Source organism: Chryseobacterium metallicongregator, from assembly GCF_031324065.1.
Taxonomy (GTDB): Bacteria; Bacteroidota; Bacteroidia; order Flavobacteriales; family Weeksellaceae; genus Chryseobacterium; species Chryseobacterium metallicongregator.
Genome location: NZ_JAVIXS010000020.1, coordinates 765,090 through 783,678 on the forward strand (window position 1 = coordinate 765,090; position 18,589 = coordinate 783,678).

General features: G+C 35.9%; 17 protein-coding genes. 10 read left to right on the forward strand and 7 right to left on the reverse strand.

Annotated elements, in window-relative coordinates:
- Nucleotides 1–35: 35 nt before the first annotated feature.
- Complete coding sequence (locus REB14_RS21380; protein ID WP_079241191.1) at nt 36–2,615, forward strand: TonB-dependent receptor domain-containing protein; 2,580 nt, start codon at nt 36–38, stop codon at nt 2,613–2,615.
- A gap of 45 nt (nt 2,616–2,660) precedes the next feature.
- Here the strand turns inward: REB14_RS21380 and REB14_RS21385 are convergent, their stop codons facing one another.
- From REB14_RS21385 to REB14_RS21400, 4 genes are all read right to left on the reverse strand, one after another.
- Nucleotides 2,661–3,113, reverse strand: coding sequence for an adenylyltransferase/cytidyltransferase family protein (locus REB14_RS21385; protein ID WP_034696297.1), 453 nt, complete (start codon nt 3,111–3,113; stop codon nt 2,661–2,663).
- Nucleotides 3,114–3,252: 139 nt separating this feature from the next.
- Nucleotides 3,253–4,275: a UDP-glucose 4-epimerase GalE gene (gene galE, locus REB14_RS21390; protein WP_079241190.1), complete on the reverse strand. Its 1,023-nt coding sequence runs from the start codon at nt 4,273–4,275 to the stop codon at nt 3,253–3,255.
- A gap of 9 nt (nt 4,276–4,284) precedes the next feature.
- The gene (locus REB14_RS21395) at nt 4,285–4,722 is read right to left on the reverse strand and encodes a hypothetical protein (RefSeq protein ID WP_309523243.1); all 438 of its coding nucleotides are present in this window, start codon (nt 4,720–4,722) and stop codon (nt 4,285–4,287) included.
- Nucleotides 4,723–4,725: 3 nt separating this feature from the next.
- Nucleotides 4,726–5,850: a DegT/DnrJ/EryC1/StrS family aminotransferase gene (locus REB14_RS21400; RefSeq protein WP_079241188.1), complete on the reverse strand. Its 1,125-nt coding sequence runs from the start codon at nt 5,848–5,850 to the stop codon at nt 4,726–4,728.
- Between the two features lie 88 nt (nt 5,851–5,938).
- On the opposite strand from REB14_RS21400, the gene REB14_RS21405 reads away from it, so the two are divergent.
- Entirely contained in the window at nt 5,939–7,540 is a 1,602-nt protein-coding gene (locus REB14_RS21405) for a S8 family peptidase (protein ID WP_079241187.1), read from the forward strand.
- A gap of 213 nt (nt 7,541–7,753) precedes the next feature.
- Here the strand turns inward: REB14_RS21405 and REB14_RS21410 are convergent, their stop codons facing one another.
- Nucleotides 7,754–10,288: a phosphoenolpyruvate carboxylase gene (locus REB14_RS21410; protein WP_309523244.1), complete on the reverse strand. Its 2,535-nt coding sequence runs from the start codon at nt 10,286–10,288 to the stop codon at nt 7,754–7,756.
- Nucleotides 10,289–10,510: 222 nt separating this feature from the next.
- On the opposite strand from REB14_RS21410, the gene REB14_RS21415 reads away from it, so the two are divergent.
- From REB14_RS21415 to REB14_RS21450, 8 genes are all read left to right on the forward strand, one after another.
- The gene (locus REB14_RS21415; protein WP_309523245.1) at nt 10,511–11,077 is read left to right on the forward strand and encodes a Crp/Fnr family transcriptional regulator; all 567 of its coding nucleotides are present in this window, start codon (nt 10,511–10,513) and stop codon (nt 11,075–11,077) included.
- Nucleotides 11,078–11,133: 56 nt separating this feature from the next.
- The gene (def, locus tag REB14_RS21420) at nt 11,134–11,715 is read left to right on the forward strand and encodes a peptide deformylase (protein ID WP_309523246.1); all 582 of its coding nucleotides are present in this window, start codon (nt 11,134–11,136) and stop codon (nt 11,713–11,715) included.
- 54 nt (nt 11,716–11,769) lie between these two features.
- Nucleotides 11,770–12,174 carry a hypothetical protein gene (locus REB14_RS21425; protein WP_309523247.1) on the forward strand — a complete coding sequence of 135 codons (405 nt, stop codon included), beginning with the start codon at nt 11,770–11,772 and terminating at the stop codon, nt 12,172–12,174.
- Between the two features lie 38 nt (nt 12,175–12,212).
- Nucleotides 12,213–12,818 carry a hypothetical protein gene (locus REB14_RS21430; protein ID WP_079241182.1) on the forward strand — a complete coding sequence of 202 codons (606 nt, stop codon included), beginning with the start codon at nt 12,213–12,215 and terminating at the stop codon, nt 12,816–12,818.
- 127 nt (nt 12,819–12,945) lie between these two features.
- Nucleotides 12,946–14,109 (forward strand): iron-containing alcohol dehydrogenase, encoded by a 1,164-nt coding sequence (locus REB14_RS21435; RefSeq protein ID WP_309523248.1) that lies wholly within the window; start codon nt 12,946–12,948, stop codon nt 14,107–14,109.
- Between the two features lie 238 nt (nt 14,110–14,347).
- Nucleotides 14,348–14,809 (forward strand): lipocalin-like domain-containing protein, encoded by a 462-nt coding sequence (locus REB14_RS21440; RefSeq protein WP_034696312.1) that lies wholly within the window; start codon nt 14,348–14,350, stop codon nt 14,807–14,809.
- A gap of 65 nt (nt 14,810–14,874) precedes the next feature.
- Nucleotides 14,875–15,531: a GDSL-type esterase/lipase family protein gene (locus REB14_RS21445; protein WP_309523249.1), complete on the forward strand. Its 657-nt coding sequence runs from the start codon at nt 14,875–14,877 to the stop codon at nt 15,529–15,531.
- 10 nt (nt 15,532–15,541) lie between these two features.
- The gene (locus REB14_RS21450; RefSeq protein WP_309523250.1) at nt 15,542–16,507 is read left to right on the forward strand and encodes a tetratricopeptide repeat protein; all 966 of its coding nucleotides are present in this window, start codon (nt 15,542–15,544) and stop codon (nt 16,505–16,507) included.
- 42 nt (nt 16,508–16,549) lie between these two features.
- Here REB14_RS21450 and REB14_RS21455 read toward each other — a convergent pair whose 3' ends face one another.
- Nucleotides 16,550–17,902, reverse strand: coding sequence for a DEAD/DEAH box helicase (locus REB14_RS21455; RefSeq protein ID WP_079241178.1), 1,353 nt, complete (start codon nt 17,900–17,902; stop codon nt 16,550–16,552).
- 151 nt (nt 17,903–18,053) lie between these two features.
- Nucleotides 18,054–18,563: a hypothetical protein gene (locus REB14_RS21460; protein WP_309523251.1), complete on the reverse strand. Its 510-nt coding sequence runs from the start codon at nt 18,561–18,563 to the stop codon at nt 18,054–18,056.
- Nucleotides 18,564–18,589 lie beyond the last annotated feature (26 nt).

Sequence of the window (18,589 nt, forward strand, 5' to 3'; positions counted from 1 at the left end):
TTATTCTTTCACGATCTTATACAAAAAAATAACCTATGAAGAATAAGACAGAAATTGTCAATATTTTCACCAGAAAAACTTTAGGACTTACCTTAGTACTTTCAGCAGCAGCACTGGCTTTTGCACAGGAGAAGGCTGGAGTTTCAGGAATCATTGTCAACAAAAAAAATCAACCGGTTCCTTATGCTTCCGTAACTTTTAGCAATAAGGCCAACAAGACTTTAAGTGATGCTGTACTGACAGATGAAAAAGGGCAATATACTCTTCAGCTTATGCCCGGAGACTATGATATTACAGTAGAAGCTATTGATTATAAAAAAAGTGTAGTCAGCAAAAATATTGCAAAAGCAGGTAATATCGGAGCATTATCTATTGAAGCAGAGCCAACCTCTACTGCTGATGGTAAAACAAAGGAAATACAGGGTGTTGTGATTACTGCTTCAGCATCCAAAGCATATAAAGTAGAACTTGACAAAAAGACCTATGATCCTTCACAGGATATTGTGAGTAAAGGAGGAAATCTTCAGGATGTTTTGACCAACGTTCCTTCAGTTTCTGTAGATACAGACGGAACAGTATCGATGAGAGGAAATTCGAATGTAAAATTTCTGATCAACGGAAAGCCATCCTCTCTTCTTGGAATAGATGATGGAGCCAACGCTTTGCAAAGTATTCCGGCAGATCAGATTGAACGAATTGAAGTAATTACTAACCCTTCTTCTAAATTTGAGGCAAGCGGAACTGCGGGTATTCTGAATATCATTCTTAAAAAGGATAAAAAAATGGGATTCAATGGGAGTGTAACCGGAACTTTAGGTTATCTTCCAAGAACCAATCTTAATGCTAACTTAAACTGGAGAAAAGGTAACTGGACCTGGTTTTTGAATGGCGGTGGCGGTTATCAGAAGAATGAAAGTACCATGAAGAATACGACTACCAGAAAGGATGATATTGGCAGCCTGTCTTCAACTGCATTCCCATTTACACAGTATTCTCAACAAAATGGTAAGACAACCAGAGAAAGTGATACTTACAATGTTACCGCGGGATTCACTCACGATTTCAGTGATAAAACATCAATCAACTTTTCAGGAATGGTAAGAAGTTTTGATACGGATCAAACCGGGATCAACGCTTACAATGAAAAGGTTTATAAAGACGCCTCTACCATAAATGATGTTGTAAGAGAAAGAAACAGCTACGGAAATAACAAAAACCTGGCAACTCAGTTTGATCTTGGACTTGATCAGAAAATTGGAGATAATGGCCAATTGCTATCGGCATCTGCAAGTTATCAGACTAATAAAACGGATGGAATCAATCAGATTGTACAGAGAAGTTTTGTCAATACTATTTTACAACCTACCAGTGTTGTTAATAATGTAAGCACAGATTCTAAAACAGATACCTTTATTGGAAAAATTGATTATGAACTTCCAATAGGTGAAAAATCTAAATTAGAAGCAGGAGCACGTTATGATTATAACAGAAATACATACAACTATTTCGTGGATCAAAGTGATAATGGACAAACTCCATATACAAGATTTGATTTTACAAGTAACACGGTATATTCTGAAAACATTCTTGGTGTCTATGCACAGTTTAAAAGTAAGATTGGAGAAAAATTTGCGTATCAGTTAGGATTAAGAAGTGAGACTTCAAAAATTGACGTTAACTTCCAGAATTTTGATGTTAACGGAAATCCGGCAAATACTCCGGAAGTTAATAAAAACTATACTAAGTTCTTCCCTTCTGTATTTTTAAGTTATGATCTGGCAAAGAACAATCAGATCTTGTTAAACTATTCAAGAAGAATTAACCGTCCGAGAGCTTTCTCCCTGATTCCTTTTATGTCTTTTGATGATGACAGAAACTACTTCAGAGGGAATCCAAACCTTAATCCAACGTACGAAAACTCTTTTGAAGTCGGATACAATCTTTCAAACAAAAAGATCACGTTTAATCCAACTTTATATTTTAAAAAGTCTGAAGACGAGCAAAACAGATACCAATATATAGATGATACCGGAGCTGTAAATACAATTCCTTTCAACGTAGGTACAGAGACCAATTATGGTTTGGATCTGAACGGAACTTATGATCCTTACAGCTGGTGGAAAATAATGCTTTCTGCTGACCTTTACGGATATAAAAATACAGGAAGCTTTAACCTATTCCCTGACAATCCAAGAACATTGAATGATTTCTCAGGTTCCGGATTCTCATACAGAATACGTTTTAACAATACATTTAAACCGACAAAAAACTTAAGCCTTCAAATCCAAAGTTTCTACAGAGCTGCTGAGAAAACGGCCATGAATAACAGAAAGGCAATGTATGGTATAGATTTAGGAGTAAGCCAGACTATCTGGAAAGGAAACGGAATTATAGGATTCAATATCAGAGATATCTTTAATACCAGAAAAATGAAAAACTTCTCCGATAATGCTCAGTTTACCAGAGAAATGGAAATGCAATGGCAGCCAAGACAGTTTGCTTTATCTTTCACGTATAAGTTCAAGCAAGGTGAGAAGATTGATGCCAAACCTAAAATTAAAAAAGATATTAATTCTAATACAAAAGGCGACGAAGAACAAGGCGGCCCAATGTAATACAGCAAAAATCCCGAAAGAAACTTTCGGGATTTTTTATTTCTGTTATTTTACAGGTTCTGCTTTTGCATATTTTTCTTTTTCAGCTTCATAGATTCTTCTTCTCAGATCGCTGGTGGAAAACCGATGGTCTCTTTTGTTGAAAAATAGCTCTATTCCTTTTTCTTCACAGTATTTTTTACCTGTAAAGTCTCTGTCCATATAATCATCCCCGATGATTCTTACGTCAATCACAAATGATTTAAGAATATCCAAAAGATCTTCTTCTGTGTAATAAGGAATAATCTCATCCACAGCATTCACCGCTTTCAGTTGGATATATCTTTCAACAATAGTCTGACTTGGCTTATTTTTGTTTGGACGATCGTGGGACGGATCGATTTGAAGTCCGACGATTAAATAGTCACATACAGTTTTAGCTTCTTCAAGCATTTTAATGTGGCCTGCATGCAATAAGTCAAATGACGAAAATGTAATACCTATTCTCTGTGTCTTCATATTAATGTTAAATTAAAGCTTCTCTGAAATAAATGTTTTTTAAAAAGATAAAACATTCAATTTCAAGGAAGATGTTTTTGTAATTTGTTTTATGATCGTTTAAATTGCTCTTTCTATATAAGCATTTCTCAATGCTAAGTTATGAATTTCTGGTGTTCAGATATTTTTGCCATTCCCAAACTGTTCTTAAAGCCTCTTCAAGCGAGGTTTCAGACTTCCAGTTGAGTCCTTTTTCCGCTTTATCAGGATTTGCATAGGCAATAGTGATATCTCCTTCTCTTCTGGCACAGATCTGATAAGGCACTTCTACATGATTGGCTTTTTCAAAAGCTTTTACCACTTCCAGTACAGATGAACCTTTTCCTGTCCCCAGATTGTAAGTATCTATCACAGCATCTGATGAAGAATCTTCTATCAGTTTCTTTAATGCTGCAACGTGTGCTTTTGCCAGGTCAACAACATAGATATAATCACGAACAGCTGTTCCGTCCTCTGTAGGGTAATCATCACCCCAAATATTCAGTTTCTCACGTACTCCTGAAGCCGTCTGCATCACATAAGGCACTAAATTATTAGGAATCCCTATCGGCAATTCTCCCAGCTTTCCGGAAGGATGTGCTCCGATTGGATTAAAATATCTTAATAGTGATATTTTACTTTGATAGGCTTTTGCAAAATCAATCAGGATCTGTTCTCCCATTTGTTTTGTTTTCCCATAGACGCTTTCAGGGGTTTTCAACGGAGTATTTTCATCTATCGGCATTACATCTGCCTGTCCGTATACCGTACATGATGAGCTGAAAATAAAGTTGGAGATCTTTCTTGCTTTAAATTCCTGAAGAATATTAATCAAAGAAAACAGATTATTCTCATAATAATCTACAGGAATGATCTGGCTCTCTCCTACCGCTTTAGAGGCGGCAAAATTGATACAGCCATCAATCTGATGGGCATCAAAAACCTGAGTAAGAAGTTCTTTTCTTCTTAAATCAAAAGGATAAAAAACAGGCTTTTTACCTGTAATTTCCTCAATATTTTTTAAAATAAACTTTTCCGTATTGGATAAATCATCTACAATAACCACTTCAAAGCCGTTATTAAGAAGTTCTACTACGGTGTGAGAACCAATATACCCAAGGCCTCCGGTAACAAGTATTGCCATTTTTATTTTTTAATCATTACTTTTTCCTATATCTTCCATCTCTAAAAACTGTACTTTTTTATTCCTAAAAATGTTGCTTATAAAAAGAACAATTGAAATGATAGAAAAAGTGAGGAAAATTTTTAAATTATCATCTTCTTCAAGCGATTTCTCGATCCAAAGCTTAAAATATCCTAAAACAAAAAATAATATAATTAAAGTATAGTTAATATTTAAATAAAGAATGGTTTTTTTACTTTTTAATAAAAGTAAAATCAAACTTAAAAATGTACTTACAAATATTGACACTGAAAAAATAAAGATAAGGGTCTCTATTGAAAATACGCTTTTAATACCTAGCTCCATGGATGAATCATAAGTTCCAACGCCAAATAAAAAAAGTAGAAACAATTCGAATAGAAATACTACTATTCCAACTACTCTATATTTAAATATCCTATTTTTCATCAATTATCCCATAAACTCAAGCACTGCATCTGTAATATACTTCAGCTGCTCTTCGTCTAATTCTGTATGCATAGGTAAAGAAATTACCTGATCCAGAAGCTTATCAGTATTCACAAAGTCTGCTGCATTACTTTCCTGGAAGTACGCTTTTTGTTTTCTCAAAGCCACAGGATAATAAATCATTGCAGGAATTTCTTTTTCCGTTAAAAACTTCTGAAGCTCATTACGTTTTCCGTTCAGAATTCTTAACGTGTACTGGTGGAATACATGAGTAGAGTTCTCCGCTCTTTTTGGAGTAAGAATATTCGGGTTTCCTTCGAATGCTTCATCATAAAAATCAGCTGCTTTTCTTCTTGCTTCGTTGTAAGAATCAAGGTGAGGGAGTTTTTTTCTTAAAACCGCAGCCTGAATACTATCCAAACGTGAGTTTACTCCTACCTCATCATGATAATATCTCTCATACATTCCGTGGTTTACAATTCCTCTTAAACGGTGAGCTAACTCATCATTATTGGTAAAAATAGCACCTCCGTCTCCGTAGCATCCCAGGTTTTTTGAAGGGAAGAAAGAAGTAGTTCCCACAGTAGACATTGTTCCAGCCTGTTTTACACTTCCGTCAGAGAATGTATATTCTGAACCGATTGCCTGAGCATTGTCTTCAATAACATATAAATTATGCTCTTCAGCAATTTTTAAAATTTCTTCCATGTTGGCACACTGTCCGAAAATATGCACAGGAATAATTGCTTTTGTTCTTGGCGTAATTGCTTTTTTAATCTGTTCAGTAGAAATCGTGAATGTATCATAATCTACATCTACCAGTACAGACTTTAATTTAAGCAGGTGAATAACTTCTACTGTAGCAGCAAAAGTAAAATCGGCCGTGATAATTTCGTCTCCTTCTTTCAGATCCAAAGCCATCAGGGCAATCTGTAATGCATCTGTACCATTGGCACACGGAATCACATGTTTTACTTCTAAATAAGACTCCAATTCATTCTGGAAAGACTTTACTTCAGGACCGTTAATAAATGCCGCAGAATCCATTACATTCAAAACTGCATTGTCTACATCATTTTTTATTTTGTAATACTGACTTTGCAAGTCAACCATCTGAATTTTTTTCATATACTAAATATTTCTGTAAAAATAAGGAATTTAAAATCCTATCAAAAATTTTATTGATTTTGTTTTTATCTTTATACAAATAAATTTTATGAAAAAACTTTTACTCTTTTGTTTCCTAACTGGTTACCTTACCGTTTCCGCACAAACGGAACTCGTTTTTGTTTACTTCACGGATAAGCCTAATAAAGCAGCTTTTTATGCAAATCCGCTGTCAGAACTCAGTCAGAAATCACTCAACAGGCGTACTGCGCTGGGAATCCCGCTTAATGACCAGGACGCTCCTATTGAACAGTCTTACCTTCAGAATCTTCAAAATTTGGGATTTGTTGTTACGGATTATTCAAAATGGCTTAACGGTGCAGCAGTCAATGCCACACCTGCACAAAAAACATTACTTCAGGCTCAAACTTTTGTTTCCTCTGTTGAAAGTTTTGCCAGAAACAGTTCTACTACCGTGAAAACAGCACCAGGAAAATGGAAAGACGATGCCAGCATTAATAAAACACTTACCAATTTTAATTATGGTTCCGGAGCAGGACAAATAGATCAGGTCAATATCCGGCCGCTTCATCTGGCGGGCTACACAGGAACAGGAGTTTCCATAGCAGTGATTGACGCCGGATTTCCAACAGTGAACACAGGAAATGCTTTTTCAAGATTGTGGACCAATAATCATATTAAAGCTTCTTATGATTTTGTGACCAAAACCGGAGATATTTACAATGCAGCTCTCAGTACCCATGGTTCTGTCGTGCTAGGTGTTATCGGTGGATATCTGCAGGATGTTTTTGTAGGAGCAGCACCTGATGCTGATTTTTATCTTTACCGAAGTGAAAATGCTGCTGTAGAAATTCCAGAAGAAGAGCTTTACTGGATTGAAGCTGCGGAGGAAGCAGACAGAAAAGGAGTAGAAATTATTACCTCATCATTGGGATACAATATTTTTGATGAAAGCCGTTATAATTATACTTATGCCGATATGGATGGTAATACTTCATTCATTGCCCGCGGAGCCGGCATTGCTGCTGAAAAAGGTATTTTTGTTCTTGCCGCTGCAGGCAACTCCGGACAGCAGCCTTGGCATTACCTTATGACCCCCTCTGACAATGCAAAAGTATTTTCTATCGGATCTGTAGATTCTGCCGGAAATGCATCCGGATTTTCTTCTTTCGGACCTAATGCTCTTGGGGTGGTAAAACCAGACGGAAGTACACAGGGAACTGGTACAACAACCGTGTATGATAATGCGACCTTAGTTGTAAATGGAACTTCTATTGCTACTCCTATTGCCGCAGGCGGTGTTGCATGTCTTATTCAGGCGTTTCCAACCATGAACAGAGAGCAGATGAGAACAAAGCTGAGACAAACGGCTTCGCTTTATCCTCTTCATTCGGATCAGACAGGATTTGGAATTCTTAATTTCGGAAGTTTATACAATCTGGTTCTAAACACCTCCGAAACCGTAAAAAAAGAGAAGTTTTCTATCTTCCCGAATCCTGCAAGAAATATTCTGAATGTTGCCTCAGAGCAAGAAATTCAGTCACTTGAAATTTATGATAACCTGGGGAGACTTATCAGAAAAAGCAACCATCAGAAATCTATAAAAGTAGAGGATTTTGCAAAGGGAACCTATTATCTGAAAATTCAGACGAAAGATAAAGTTTTCTATGAAAAATTCTTAAAAGAGTAATCTTTTTCTTTCTCACAGATTAAGCAGATCATGCAGATTTAATTTAACATCAATATCCGCGTTATCTGCTTAATCCGCGGGGGATATTCTTTTAACACAGTATACAATATGTTTTGGCTAAAGCCTATGGATGGGTCAATAAAAAAAGAATGGGCTAAAGCCCATTCCTATTGATATAATATTGTACGTTAGGTACAAAACTTTCGTAATAATTTATGCAGAATTTCTACTCGCATTGATATTCCCGAATAAGGAACGTGTCACCAGCTTTTCATACGCCTCTTTGTTTCCTTCTCCTTTCTGAATTTTCATTAAAGCATATTGCTGAATACTCAATAACGGCAGAACAATCTTTCCACGGATTTTCACAGACTTTCTGGACAATGGATCTTCTTCCTGAAGCATTTTAAATCCTGTCAACTCCAGCATAATGTCTCTTGAAAGCTCATATTCATTGAAAAGAACATTCCAGAATGCACCGAATTTCGGATTGTTTTTAATATAAAAGGTCAAAGGAAAATAAGACTTATTCATACTCATCATAGAGTTCAGAACTAAAGTTTTAAAGAAGTCGGAACCTTTGTACAATTCTCTTACTTCTTCAAATCTACCTTGTTCTTTCATCTTTTGCATCGCATATCCAAAACCGAAGAATCCCGGTACGTTCTGCTTTAATTGTGACCATGAACCTACAAAAGGAATTGCTCTCAGATCTTCAAATTTCAGTTCACTTCCGCTTCCTCTTTTTGAAGGACGGCTTCCGATATTGGTTTTCCCGTAATATTCAAGCGTACTCATTTCCTGAAGGTATGGAACAAACATTGGGTGGGCTTTCAGATCTGAATATTTTTTATAGCTGATATCCGCCAACTCAATAATCAATGCTCTTTCCTTTTCGGTAAGTTCTTTTTTTTCATTTTTGAATACATCATTTTCAACGCCAGCGGTCAGAAGCTGTTCAAAGTTGTATTTTGCCTGTTCTTTATTTCCAAAAATACTGGTAATCGTCTGCCCCTGAATTGTTAGTTCTATTTTATTATTTGCAATCGTTTTTCCCTGAGAAGCATAGAAATCGTGGGTTTTTCCTCCTCCTCTTGCCGGAGGTCCGCCTCTACCGTCAAAGAATACCACTTTAATATTATTTTGCTCAGAAAGTTTTGTCAATACTTCTTTGGCCTTATAGATTTCCCAATTGGCTTTTAAATACCCTCCATCTTTAGTTCCATCCGAGAATCCAAGCATAATAGTCTGCTGGTTTCCTCTTTTCTCAAGATGCTTTTTGTAGACAGGATTATGGTACAGCTCATTCATTACATGCTCTGCATTGGCGAGACCTTCCATTGTTTCAAATAGTGGAACAATATCCATATTGATCTCTTCATTTTGATAACCGCATATTTTAAAGAATGCATATACATTCATAACGTCTTTTACGGCATCAGAATTGGAAATAATATATCGGTTCATTCCTCTCAGTCCGTTCAGATTTTGAATGTCTGTAATCTGAGAAACCGTTAACAAAGTATCTTTTACAATATCTTCGAAATCTTCTGCATTGACAGTTTCTGATATCTGAATAAGTTTATTGAACTTCTGTTCGTGATCAGCGTCTTCATTTCCATACACTTTTGTATATACCTCATCAATAACTTTCTGATGAATCCTGCTGTCCTGACGGATATCCAGTGTCGCAAAGTGAGTTCCGAAAATCATCACACGGTCTCTGAAATTGACCAAAAGATCTAAAAACAAAGAGTTGTGCTCATTGATTAATATTTTTTCTGCCTCATTCGCTTTCTTTAAAATATCTTCTGCTTTAATGGTTTTCCCATCAAAAATTGCAGCATACAGTTCTTCACTCAATTGGGTCAACACTTCAGAAATACCTCTAAAGCTTAATCTTCTTCTGATAAATTTCAAATGGCTGTAATAAGACTTCAGAATAGCTGAACGAAGTTCTTCTGCTACTCTTTTCGTTACCTCTGCGGTTACAAAAGGATTTCCGTCTCTGTCTCCTCCCGGCCAGAAACCAAGCTGGATAATGTCTTCATGAAGATGAAAATGCCCGTTCCCGAAAGTCTTTTTGATTTTCGTAAACAGTTCACCAATGGTATCATAATACACATATCTCAGATAGGAAATAATACTCAGCGCTTCATCTATTGGAGTAGGTTTTTCTTTGTTGACAAAAGGAGTCTTCCCCAGCTGTTGCAAAAGCATATCAATCTGCGTCACCGAATCACTGGTAATGGCTCCTCTCAAATCCTGAATAATTCTTTGTACTGAACTCGGATAAAACTGAGTCGGGTGCGCAGTAAATACAACTTTAACACTAAAATCTTTTAATTTCTCACGTACGTTTTCAATTTTATGATCCTGAAAAGAACGTTCAAAGAGGTTGGTCACAGTTCCGTTATCACTTTCTGAATGAAGGTTAGGAAATGCAGCATCTTCAATACTGTCAAACAAAACAACCTGTCTTTCTATATACTGAATGATCTTGAAAAGCAGTTCAAGTTTCTGCTCTTCGTTCTGAAGATCGGTATGGTTTTTAAAGAATTCTTCGACGATATCTTCAGGGGTTTTTCCTGCTTCATAACCGGTTCTGCTTTCTTCATATAGAAACGGAAGCAGCATTCCGATATTCGTCATTTTATCATAAGGCAGGCTCATAAATAATGAATTGTAAATCTGGAACTTATTTTCCACAATCTGCCTGAATTTTTCTGCGCGTTGGTCGTGTATCATAGTAACAAATGTAAGCGATTTTGAAATTAATTTAATTGACAAATGACAAAAATTGAGGGCAAAATGCAAAATAATAACATTAATTTTTCTTTAAAATTTGATATACTTTAATAATCATGTGAATCCTATGATTGAAATCAATTTCAATAGCCATATGGATGTTAAAGGTCACTCACTTACATGTTGTCAGATTTCGTACCTTTATCTTATCAATTAAACCTTATGGGCCATATCAGAGAATATTACGAACAGATTGTCAAACTGCAGGAATCGGAATGGGCATTTATAGCGGGACATTTCCACAGAAAGGTTTTTGCTAAAAATGAGATCATTACCCAGCAGGGCGATACGGAGAACCATTTATCCTTTATAGAATCCGGACTGGTAAGGTTTTATATTCCTGATGATGAATATGGCTATACGTTTAGCTTTAGTTTTGAAAAAGAATTCAGCTGTGCCTATGACTCTTTTCTTACCCAAACACCTTCTGAGTACGAGATGCAGGCCTTAACAGAAACTGTGGTATGGCAGATTTCCTATGATGATCTGCAGAAGGTCTACAATCACACCCATGTTGGAAATCATTTGGGACGTTTTGCTTCTGAAAAATTATTTCTGGCAAAAAGCAAAAGAGAACTTTCTCTACTAAAACTTACAGCCAAAGAACGTTATCTGAAATTATTCACAGAACAGCCGGAAATGATTAAGCGCGTTCCTCTAAAATACATCGCATCCTATATCGGAATTACACCACAGGCATTAAGCAGAATCCGCAGACAGATTACTTAACATAGGTTCATTGTATATCTGTTCTCTTCTCCTGAACTTTGTGGGAAAATACGACAATGAATTTATCTATTCTCGCTTACGGAAATCAGATTTTAAAACAAAAATGTTCAAAAATCAGTGAAAACACCTCTGAAATTCAGCAATTAATAACGGACATGTGGGAGACCATGGCAAATGCCAATGGATGTGGTCTTGCCTCTCCTCAGATCGGAAAATCCTTACAGCTTTTCATTATTGACAGTAAAATTGTTTATAAAAATCTGGATACGGAAGATCAGGTCTTATATTTCGGGAAAGATGATAAGGGGATTAAAGAAACCTTTATCAATGCAAAAATAGTCCATACTTTGGAAGAAACCTGGGAAGACTATGAAGGCTGCCTGAGCATTCCGGGATTTTCTCAAAAAGTAAAAAGACCCTGGGAAATTACCATTGAATACCAGAATCGGGATTTCACAAAATATACGAAAACCTTCACAGGATTAACCGCCAGAATTATCCAGCACGAATATGATCATACTTTGGGAATCTTATATACCGATCACCTGAAACCTCTGACCAAAAAGTTGATGGGGTCTAAGCTTAAAAAAATCATCAATGGAAATGTTACCGTGGGATATCCGATGAAGTTTTTATAAATTTGATTATTAGACATTAATAATTAACTTTACTCTTCACACTATCCATCATCCATGAAAAAAATATTTACTTTTCTACTCATAGTCTTTCTTTTCATATCATGTGAAAAAGATTGTTATAATGCTCCTCTACCGGTCCTTTTTAAGTTTGTGGATTCTAATGATGAAAATCTTATTGCCAATGGAACATTGACCACTTATTCAGTTCAGGACGAAGATAACAATAGTGTCCAACTATCCAAAACATCTGACAATATGATTATTGTAGAAAACGTAGGCGCTTACAATGGAACAAAAAAGTATAAATTCTTTTCTAATATTAAAGACTTAGACTTTTCAATACAGTCATCAGAATTTAACGGAGGGTGTGATGGCTATCAAATTAATAAAATAACGTTTACAGGTATAGATATTGATGTAACTGCTGAAAAAGGATATTATAAAATTATATTGGAATAATTCTCTTTGTTAAATTTGCACCGGAAACCCCATTCTCTATGAAAGTAATCATCGCATTTTCCCTGATTCTCTCCAATCTGCTTTACAGCCAGATCAAGGTTCCTGATGATTATAAAAAAATTCCTGATATTCTTGATACCGTCGAATATCTTTACCCGTTCATTGTTCCTGATAAAGACTATGCTTACTGGCGCGTTCTCAGTAATGATGTGGACTATGAAAAATCAGTACTCTATGAAAGCCAGGCTCCTGATTTTATGACCATCAATGAACCTGTTCCAGAAAGAGGCTTTTTCCAGAAATGTATTGGAAACAACTGTTTTTCTTATATTCTTGCGTGTAAAAATGAAAGATCTGTTTATTTTTCCAGCGAGCAACAGTTGAGAGATTTTATCGGAACGGTAGACAATCTTCCTGAAGCTATTTTACTGGCAAAAACGTATGGTTATTCAGTGGATACAAGCAATCATTTTACAGGGGCTTATAAAATTGAAGACCGTCATATTTCAATGTACCTTATGCAGTCAAAGGGTTGTCCCGCTGTGAAAGAATCTTTTTGGGTTAAAATCAATAGAAAAACCGGAAAACTGGAAGCGAAAAGTAATGGAGTGTATGCAAAGGATGAGAATTGTACATCTTTGTAATGATTTTTGGGAAAAACACTAAGGTATAAATAGCTTTCATAAAATTTAATAATAGCAATTTTAAAATTTCATTAACTCACTTTTCCTTTTTCATTCCGTAAATTTGACTTAAAATAAATTTAGAACAATGCTTAATTTCGAGTTTAAAAACCCAACAAAAATACTTTTCGGGAAAGGCGAAATCGCTAAAATTTCCAAAGAAATTCCTCAAGACGCAAGAATATTAATGATTTACGGTGGCGGAAGCATCAAAAACAATGGTGTTTACGATCAGGTAAAAGAAGCTTTAAAAGATCATGAATTATATGAATTCGGCGGAGTTCCTGCCAATCCTGAATATGAAGTCCTGATCAATGCTTTAAACTTTATCAAAGAGAAAAATATTACTTACCTTCTTGCTGTAGGTGGCGGATCCGTGATTGACGGAACGAAGTTTATCTCTGCAGCAGCCAATTATGACGGTGAGCCATGGGATATCCTGAGAAAGTCGGTAAGAACATTTGAAGGGGAAGGAATGCCTTTTGGAAGTATTCTGACACTGCCTGCAACAGGTTCAGAAATGAATTCCGGTTATGTGATATCAAGAAGGGAAACCCAGGAGAAATTATCTTCAGGAGGACCTGGACTTTTCCCACAATTTTCTGTTCTGGATCCGGAAGTGATCAGAACTATCCCGAAAAACCAGATCGTAAACGGAATCACTGATGCCTACACTCACGTTTTGGAACAATACATGACAGCTCCTTCTTCTGCTGATCTTCAGGAAAGAATTGCAGAAAGTATTCTGATCAGCCTGCAGGAAACTGCTCCTAAAGTATTGGCAGATGATTTCAACTATAATGCTGCCGGAAACTTTATGTGGTGTTGTACAATGGCTCTGAACGGACTCATCCAGAAAGGAGTGATTACAGACTGGGCAGTACATGCAATGGGGCACGAGCTGACGGCTTACTTTGGTATTGATCACGCAAGAACACTGGCAATTATTGCTCCATCTCATTACCGTTACAATTTCGAAGATAAAAAAGGAAAACTGGCTCAGTATGCTGAGAGAGTTTGGGGAATCAAAGACGGAAGCGTAGAGGAAAAAGCTGAACTGGGCATCAAAAAAATGGAAGAATTCTTTCACAGTCTGCATATCAAAACCAGACTTTCCGAGTATACAGAAGACTTTAAAGGAACTGCTGAAAAAGTTGAAAAAGCCTTTACAGACAGAAACTGGCTAGGTCTTGGAGAATATAAAAAACTTACTCCGCAGGATGCTTATAAAATTGTAGAGATGAGTTATTAATGGATTCGGGATGCGAGTTTCTGGGTACGGACAAGAGATTTGAGCTACACTATTTTGAGATTCGGATGAAAGTGTTTATATTAATTTTCAAGTTGAAAATATATAATCAGAAACTCGTATCTCGCATCGCAGTATTCATAAAATTATTTAATTTACAAACATTCGTTTAAAAATTCGTTATTTCATTATAGATATTTCAAATTTATTTATATTTTAGCATATTCTTAAATTTGTGAAAATGAAAAAACAGCTACTTTTATTTGCCTTTTCTGCCCTGGCGCTTACTTCTTGTAAAGATGACAATCTTGAAGCTTATGATATGGATATCATGAAGGGAGATTGGAAGGAAGTTAAAAGGGAAGTAATTTCCGGAAAAGATAATAAAACAGTGCTTTATACTGAAACTTTAACAGGATGTGCAGCTAAAAATACTCTTTTCTTAAGAACAGATTATTATGTAAGCTATACAGCGTATACAGGAAGCGGTGCAGATTGTACTCCATCTCCGAAAACTGAAGGAAGATATACCTACGATGCTGATTCAAAAGTTATTGGAATCAAACTTGGGGACGAAGGATCTGTCAACTACAGAGTTGATATGTTAACAGCCAAAGATCTTAAACTTGCCCAGCAATCTGGAATCTTTGATATGAATGGAGATAAAATTCCTGACATCCCTTACGTTACCTACAAAAGATAAATCATAAACTCCCGCTAATCGGGAGTTTTTTATTACTTTTATAACTAAATTTAAAACTGAATATAATGAAGAAGATTCTATCAGCATTTCTATTGCTGTACTTTGCTATTGCCTTTTCTCAGGAAAAAAAACCAATGTTCTGGCAGGACATTCAGGAGTTCAAAAAACTGGATCAGCAAAACCCACCGGCAAAAGATGCTATCTTATTTCTGGGAAGTTCATCTTTCACAAAGTGGACTGATATAGCAGATTACTTTCCCGGCAAAACAATCATCAACAGAGGTTTTGGGGGATCAAGACTTACAGACCTTAATGATTTTTCAGATGATCTTTTAGCTCCTTATCAACCCAAACAAATCATTATCTATTGTGGTGAAAATGATTTTGCAGACAATCATCAGCTAAAAGCAAAAGTGGTTGTAGACCGATATAAAGCTTTCTACAAAAAAATACGTGAGAGATTCCCTAATATTGAGGTAGATTATATCTCCATTAAATATTCGCCGAGCAGAGAAGTGATCTGGCCACAGATGAAAGTAGCCAATAAAAAAATTGCTGCTTTTATGAAAAAAGAACCAAACGCAGAATTTATTGATGTTACCAAGGCAATGGAAGATGCTAATGGAAATGTAAGAAAAGATATTTTTGTGGAAGACATGCTTCATTTTAAACCGGAGGGATATAGAATATGGACAAAGATTATCACTCCTTATCTGAAATAAACTACAACCCATGATAAAAAAACCAATAACCATTTTATTCTTTATTTTACTGTATTCTCTTTCATTTTCTCAGGAGAAGCCGAATGAAAAAACAGCTCTTCAGGAACTTTCAGAAAACGCCTGTAAATGTGCTGATTCTATTGCTTTAGCTAACAGAAAGAAGGAAGATATTATCAAAGATGTTCACGGATGTATTGATAAATATACGGGAGCACTTCAGATCTCAACACTTTTGAAAGGAGCAGAAAAACAATCTGAAAATGTACCTGAAGTAAATGGAAAAAAACAGGTCAACCTGACATTTGACACCAATAAAAATTCAAAACAGTACAAAGAAAGTTATAATGAGCTTGAACGCTATCTGATGCAAAACTGCGAAAGTGTAAAGAGAGCCACTACAACTACTGAAACAGATTATGACAAGTTCTCAAAAAACAAGGCAGCCATTGACTTTTATACAAAAGCTGCTGAAGCAGGGAAACGAGAAGATTGGAAAGAAGCCATTCAGAATTATGAACAGGCTGTAAAGATTGATCCAAAATTTATTTATGCATGGGATAATCTGGGAATTACTTATAGAAGGATCGGAGAATATGATAAAGCTCTTACTGCCTACAAACAGTCATTAGCCGTTGATCCAAAGGGTAAAATGCCTTTACAGAATATAGCCATAGCTTATATTTATAAAAAAGAATATCAGAAAGCTATAGATGCCTATAATGATTTTGACAAAGTATATCCCAATGATCCAGAGGTTTATTATGGGATAGGACAAATCTACTTCGCTCATTTAAAAAATAATGAAAAAGGACTTGATTATATCTGCAAAGCTTACAGAATTTATACTGAGCAGAAATCTCCTTACCGTTCTGATGCAGAAGCTGTAATAGGGAGTATCTACAAGGGTATGAAAGAGGAAGGCAAAATGGATAAGTTCAAGGAAATTTTAAAGAACAATAACATTCAATTTGATTAAAAAAATAAAAACGATTCCCATACTAGGAATCGTTTTTTTATTTTATTTCTTTCTTTTCGATTTCGAAATTGCTTTCTGCTGAGCTCTGTTGGCTCCAAACTTCTTAGGTGCTTTTCTTTTGGAAGGTCCACCCCAGTTTTCTTTTGTATTTTTGGCTTTCTTCTCGTGGAATGCGCCTCCTCCATCATTCAGTTTTACCTGAGCAGGATTTTTCATCACTACCTGATCTTCTTCAGCCGCAATCTTTTTAGGATTGATCTTAACATCTTCAGGGAATTCATTAAACTTCAATTCTTTATCCATCAACAGCTCAATGTCAAGAATCAAAGGTTCTTCTTTTTTAGTAACAAAAGTAACAGCCTTTCCTTCTTTGTCCGCTCTACCCGTTCTACCAATTCTGTGAATATATTGCTCAGGAATATCAGGGGTTTCAAAATTGATCACATGCGTAATGTTTGAGATATCAAGACCTCTTGCCATTACGTCTGTAGTAATCAAACCTCTGATCTCTTCATTTTCAAAGCTCTTCATCGCTTTTAATCTGTAATTCTGAGATTTGTTGGAGTGAATCACATCAAACTGTTCAGGGAAAAGTTCATTGATTTTAGTAAAGAGCAGATCTGCGTGTTTTTTATTATTATTAAAAATCAACACCTTAGACATATCTGTATCATTCTTCAGCAAATGTTCAAGTAAGTTGATCTTAGTATTAAAGTTTTCCACTTTGTAACCCGTTTGTTCAATTTTTTCAAGCGGAGTTCCTGATTTTGCCAGTGAAATCTCAATTGGATTGGCAAAATAAACATCCAGCATGTCATCTACCGCTTCTGTCATGGTAGCGGAGAAAAGAATATTCTGTCTCTTCTCTTTCATCATTTCAAAAATGTGGGTAAGCTGTGGTCTGAAACCAAGGTTAAGCATCTCATCAAACTCGTCAATGATCAGCTTCTGAACTTCCTTCAGAGAGATTGCATTGTCTATGGAAAGATCCATTACTCTTCCCGGTGTTCCTACCAGAATATCACAACCATCATTGAACAATAGTTTTTGAGTATTGATATTTTTTCCACCGTATATTCCGATTACTCTTGCAGTAATATTTTCCGTCAGTTTTTCAAGGATTTCAGTCACCTGTACCACCAATTCTCTTGTAGGAACAAGCACCAAAACAGTAGGATTTCCTGTTTTGCTGTATTTCCAGGTTTTCAGAACGGGTAAAAGATAAGCCAATGTTTTTCCGGTTCCGGTCTGTGCAATTCCCATTACATCTCTTCCCGAAAGAATAGGCTTTAAGCTCTTCTCCTGAATGGGAGTAGGTTCAAATAATTCCAAATCCGCTAAAACATCAAGAATTTTAACCGGAAGGTCAAAATCCGCAAAAGTGAGTTTTTCCATTTTGCAAAGATAGGTATTTAATTTTGTAGTATGGAAGCACGAAGTTTGAAGCTGGAAGATTATCAAACGTTCTTTTAATTTTTTGAATTTACAATGAAACAGATTAACGTATTAACACAAGTCATTTTCCTCCATCCTCCGGCGATTGTGCTCAATTCACCTTTACACTCTCACTGATAATTTTAATATCATCATCTATCCATTTGCTGGAGGTAACAATAACATATCCTTTCTTTTTGGGATCTTTTTTGATGGGGAATTGATCCTCTTCCCACTGATTACAATGAGTTGAAATAGAAGGCAATAATGGCTTCCACCCTGTTTTACTTAAAGTATACACATAAAAAGGATGCCAGCAGCTGGTACACCAATTGGGATAAAATCCGATCTCCTCTTTCCCGTCCCCATTAAGATCACCCAAATTATACAGACTTCCCTTGTTTGCAGGTGTAATCGTTATAGGTTTTATGTTTTTATCACTGAAATAAATGATTGTTTCACACTTTCCTTCACATTCATCACCACAATCGCTGACTTTTGTATAAGCGTATTCTTTTGTTCCGTTTCCGTCGAAATCTCCCTGAAGTTTCTCTTCATTTCCCTGTTGAGCTATACAAAGTGAGCTGAATAAGGTGATTGTTGTTATAATAAGTGTTTTCATTGTTGGTTTGGGGTTATGAGTTGTCT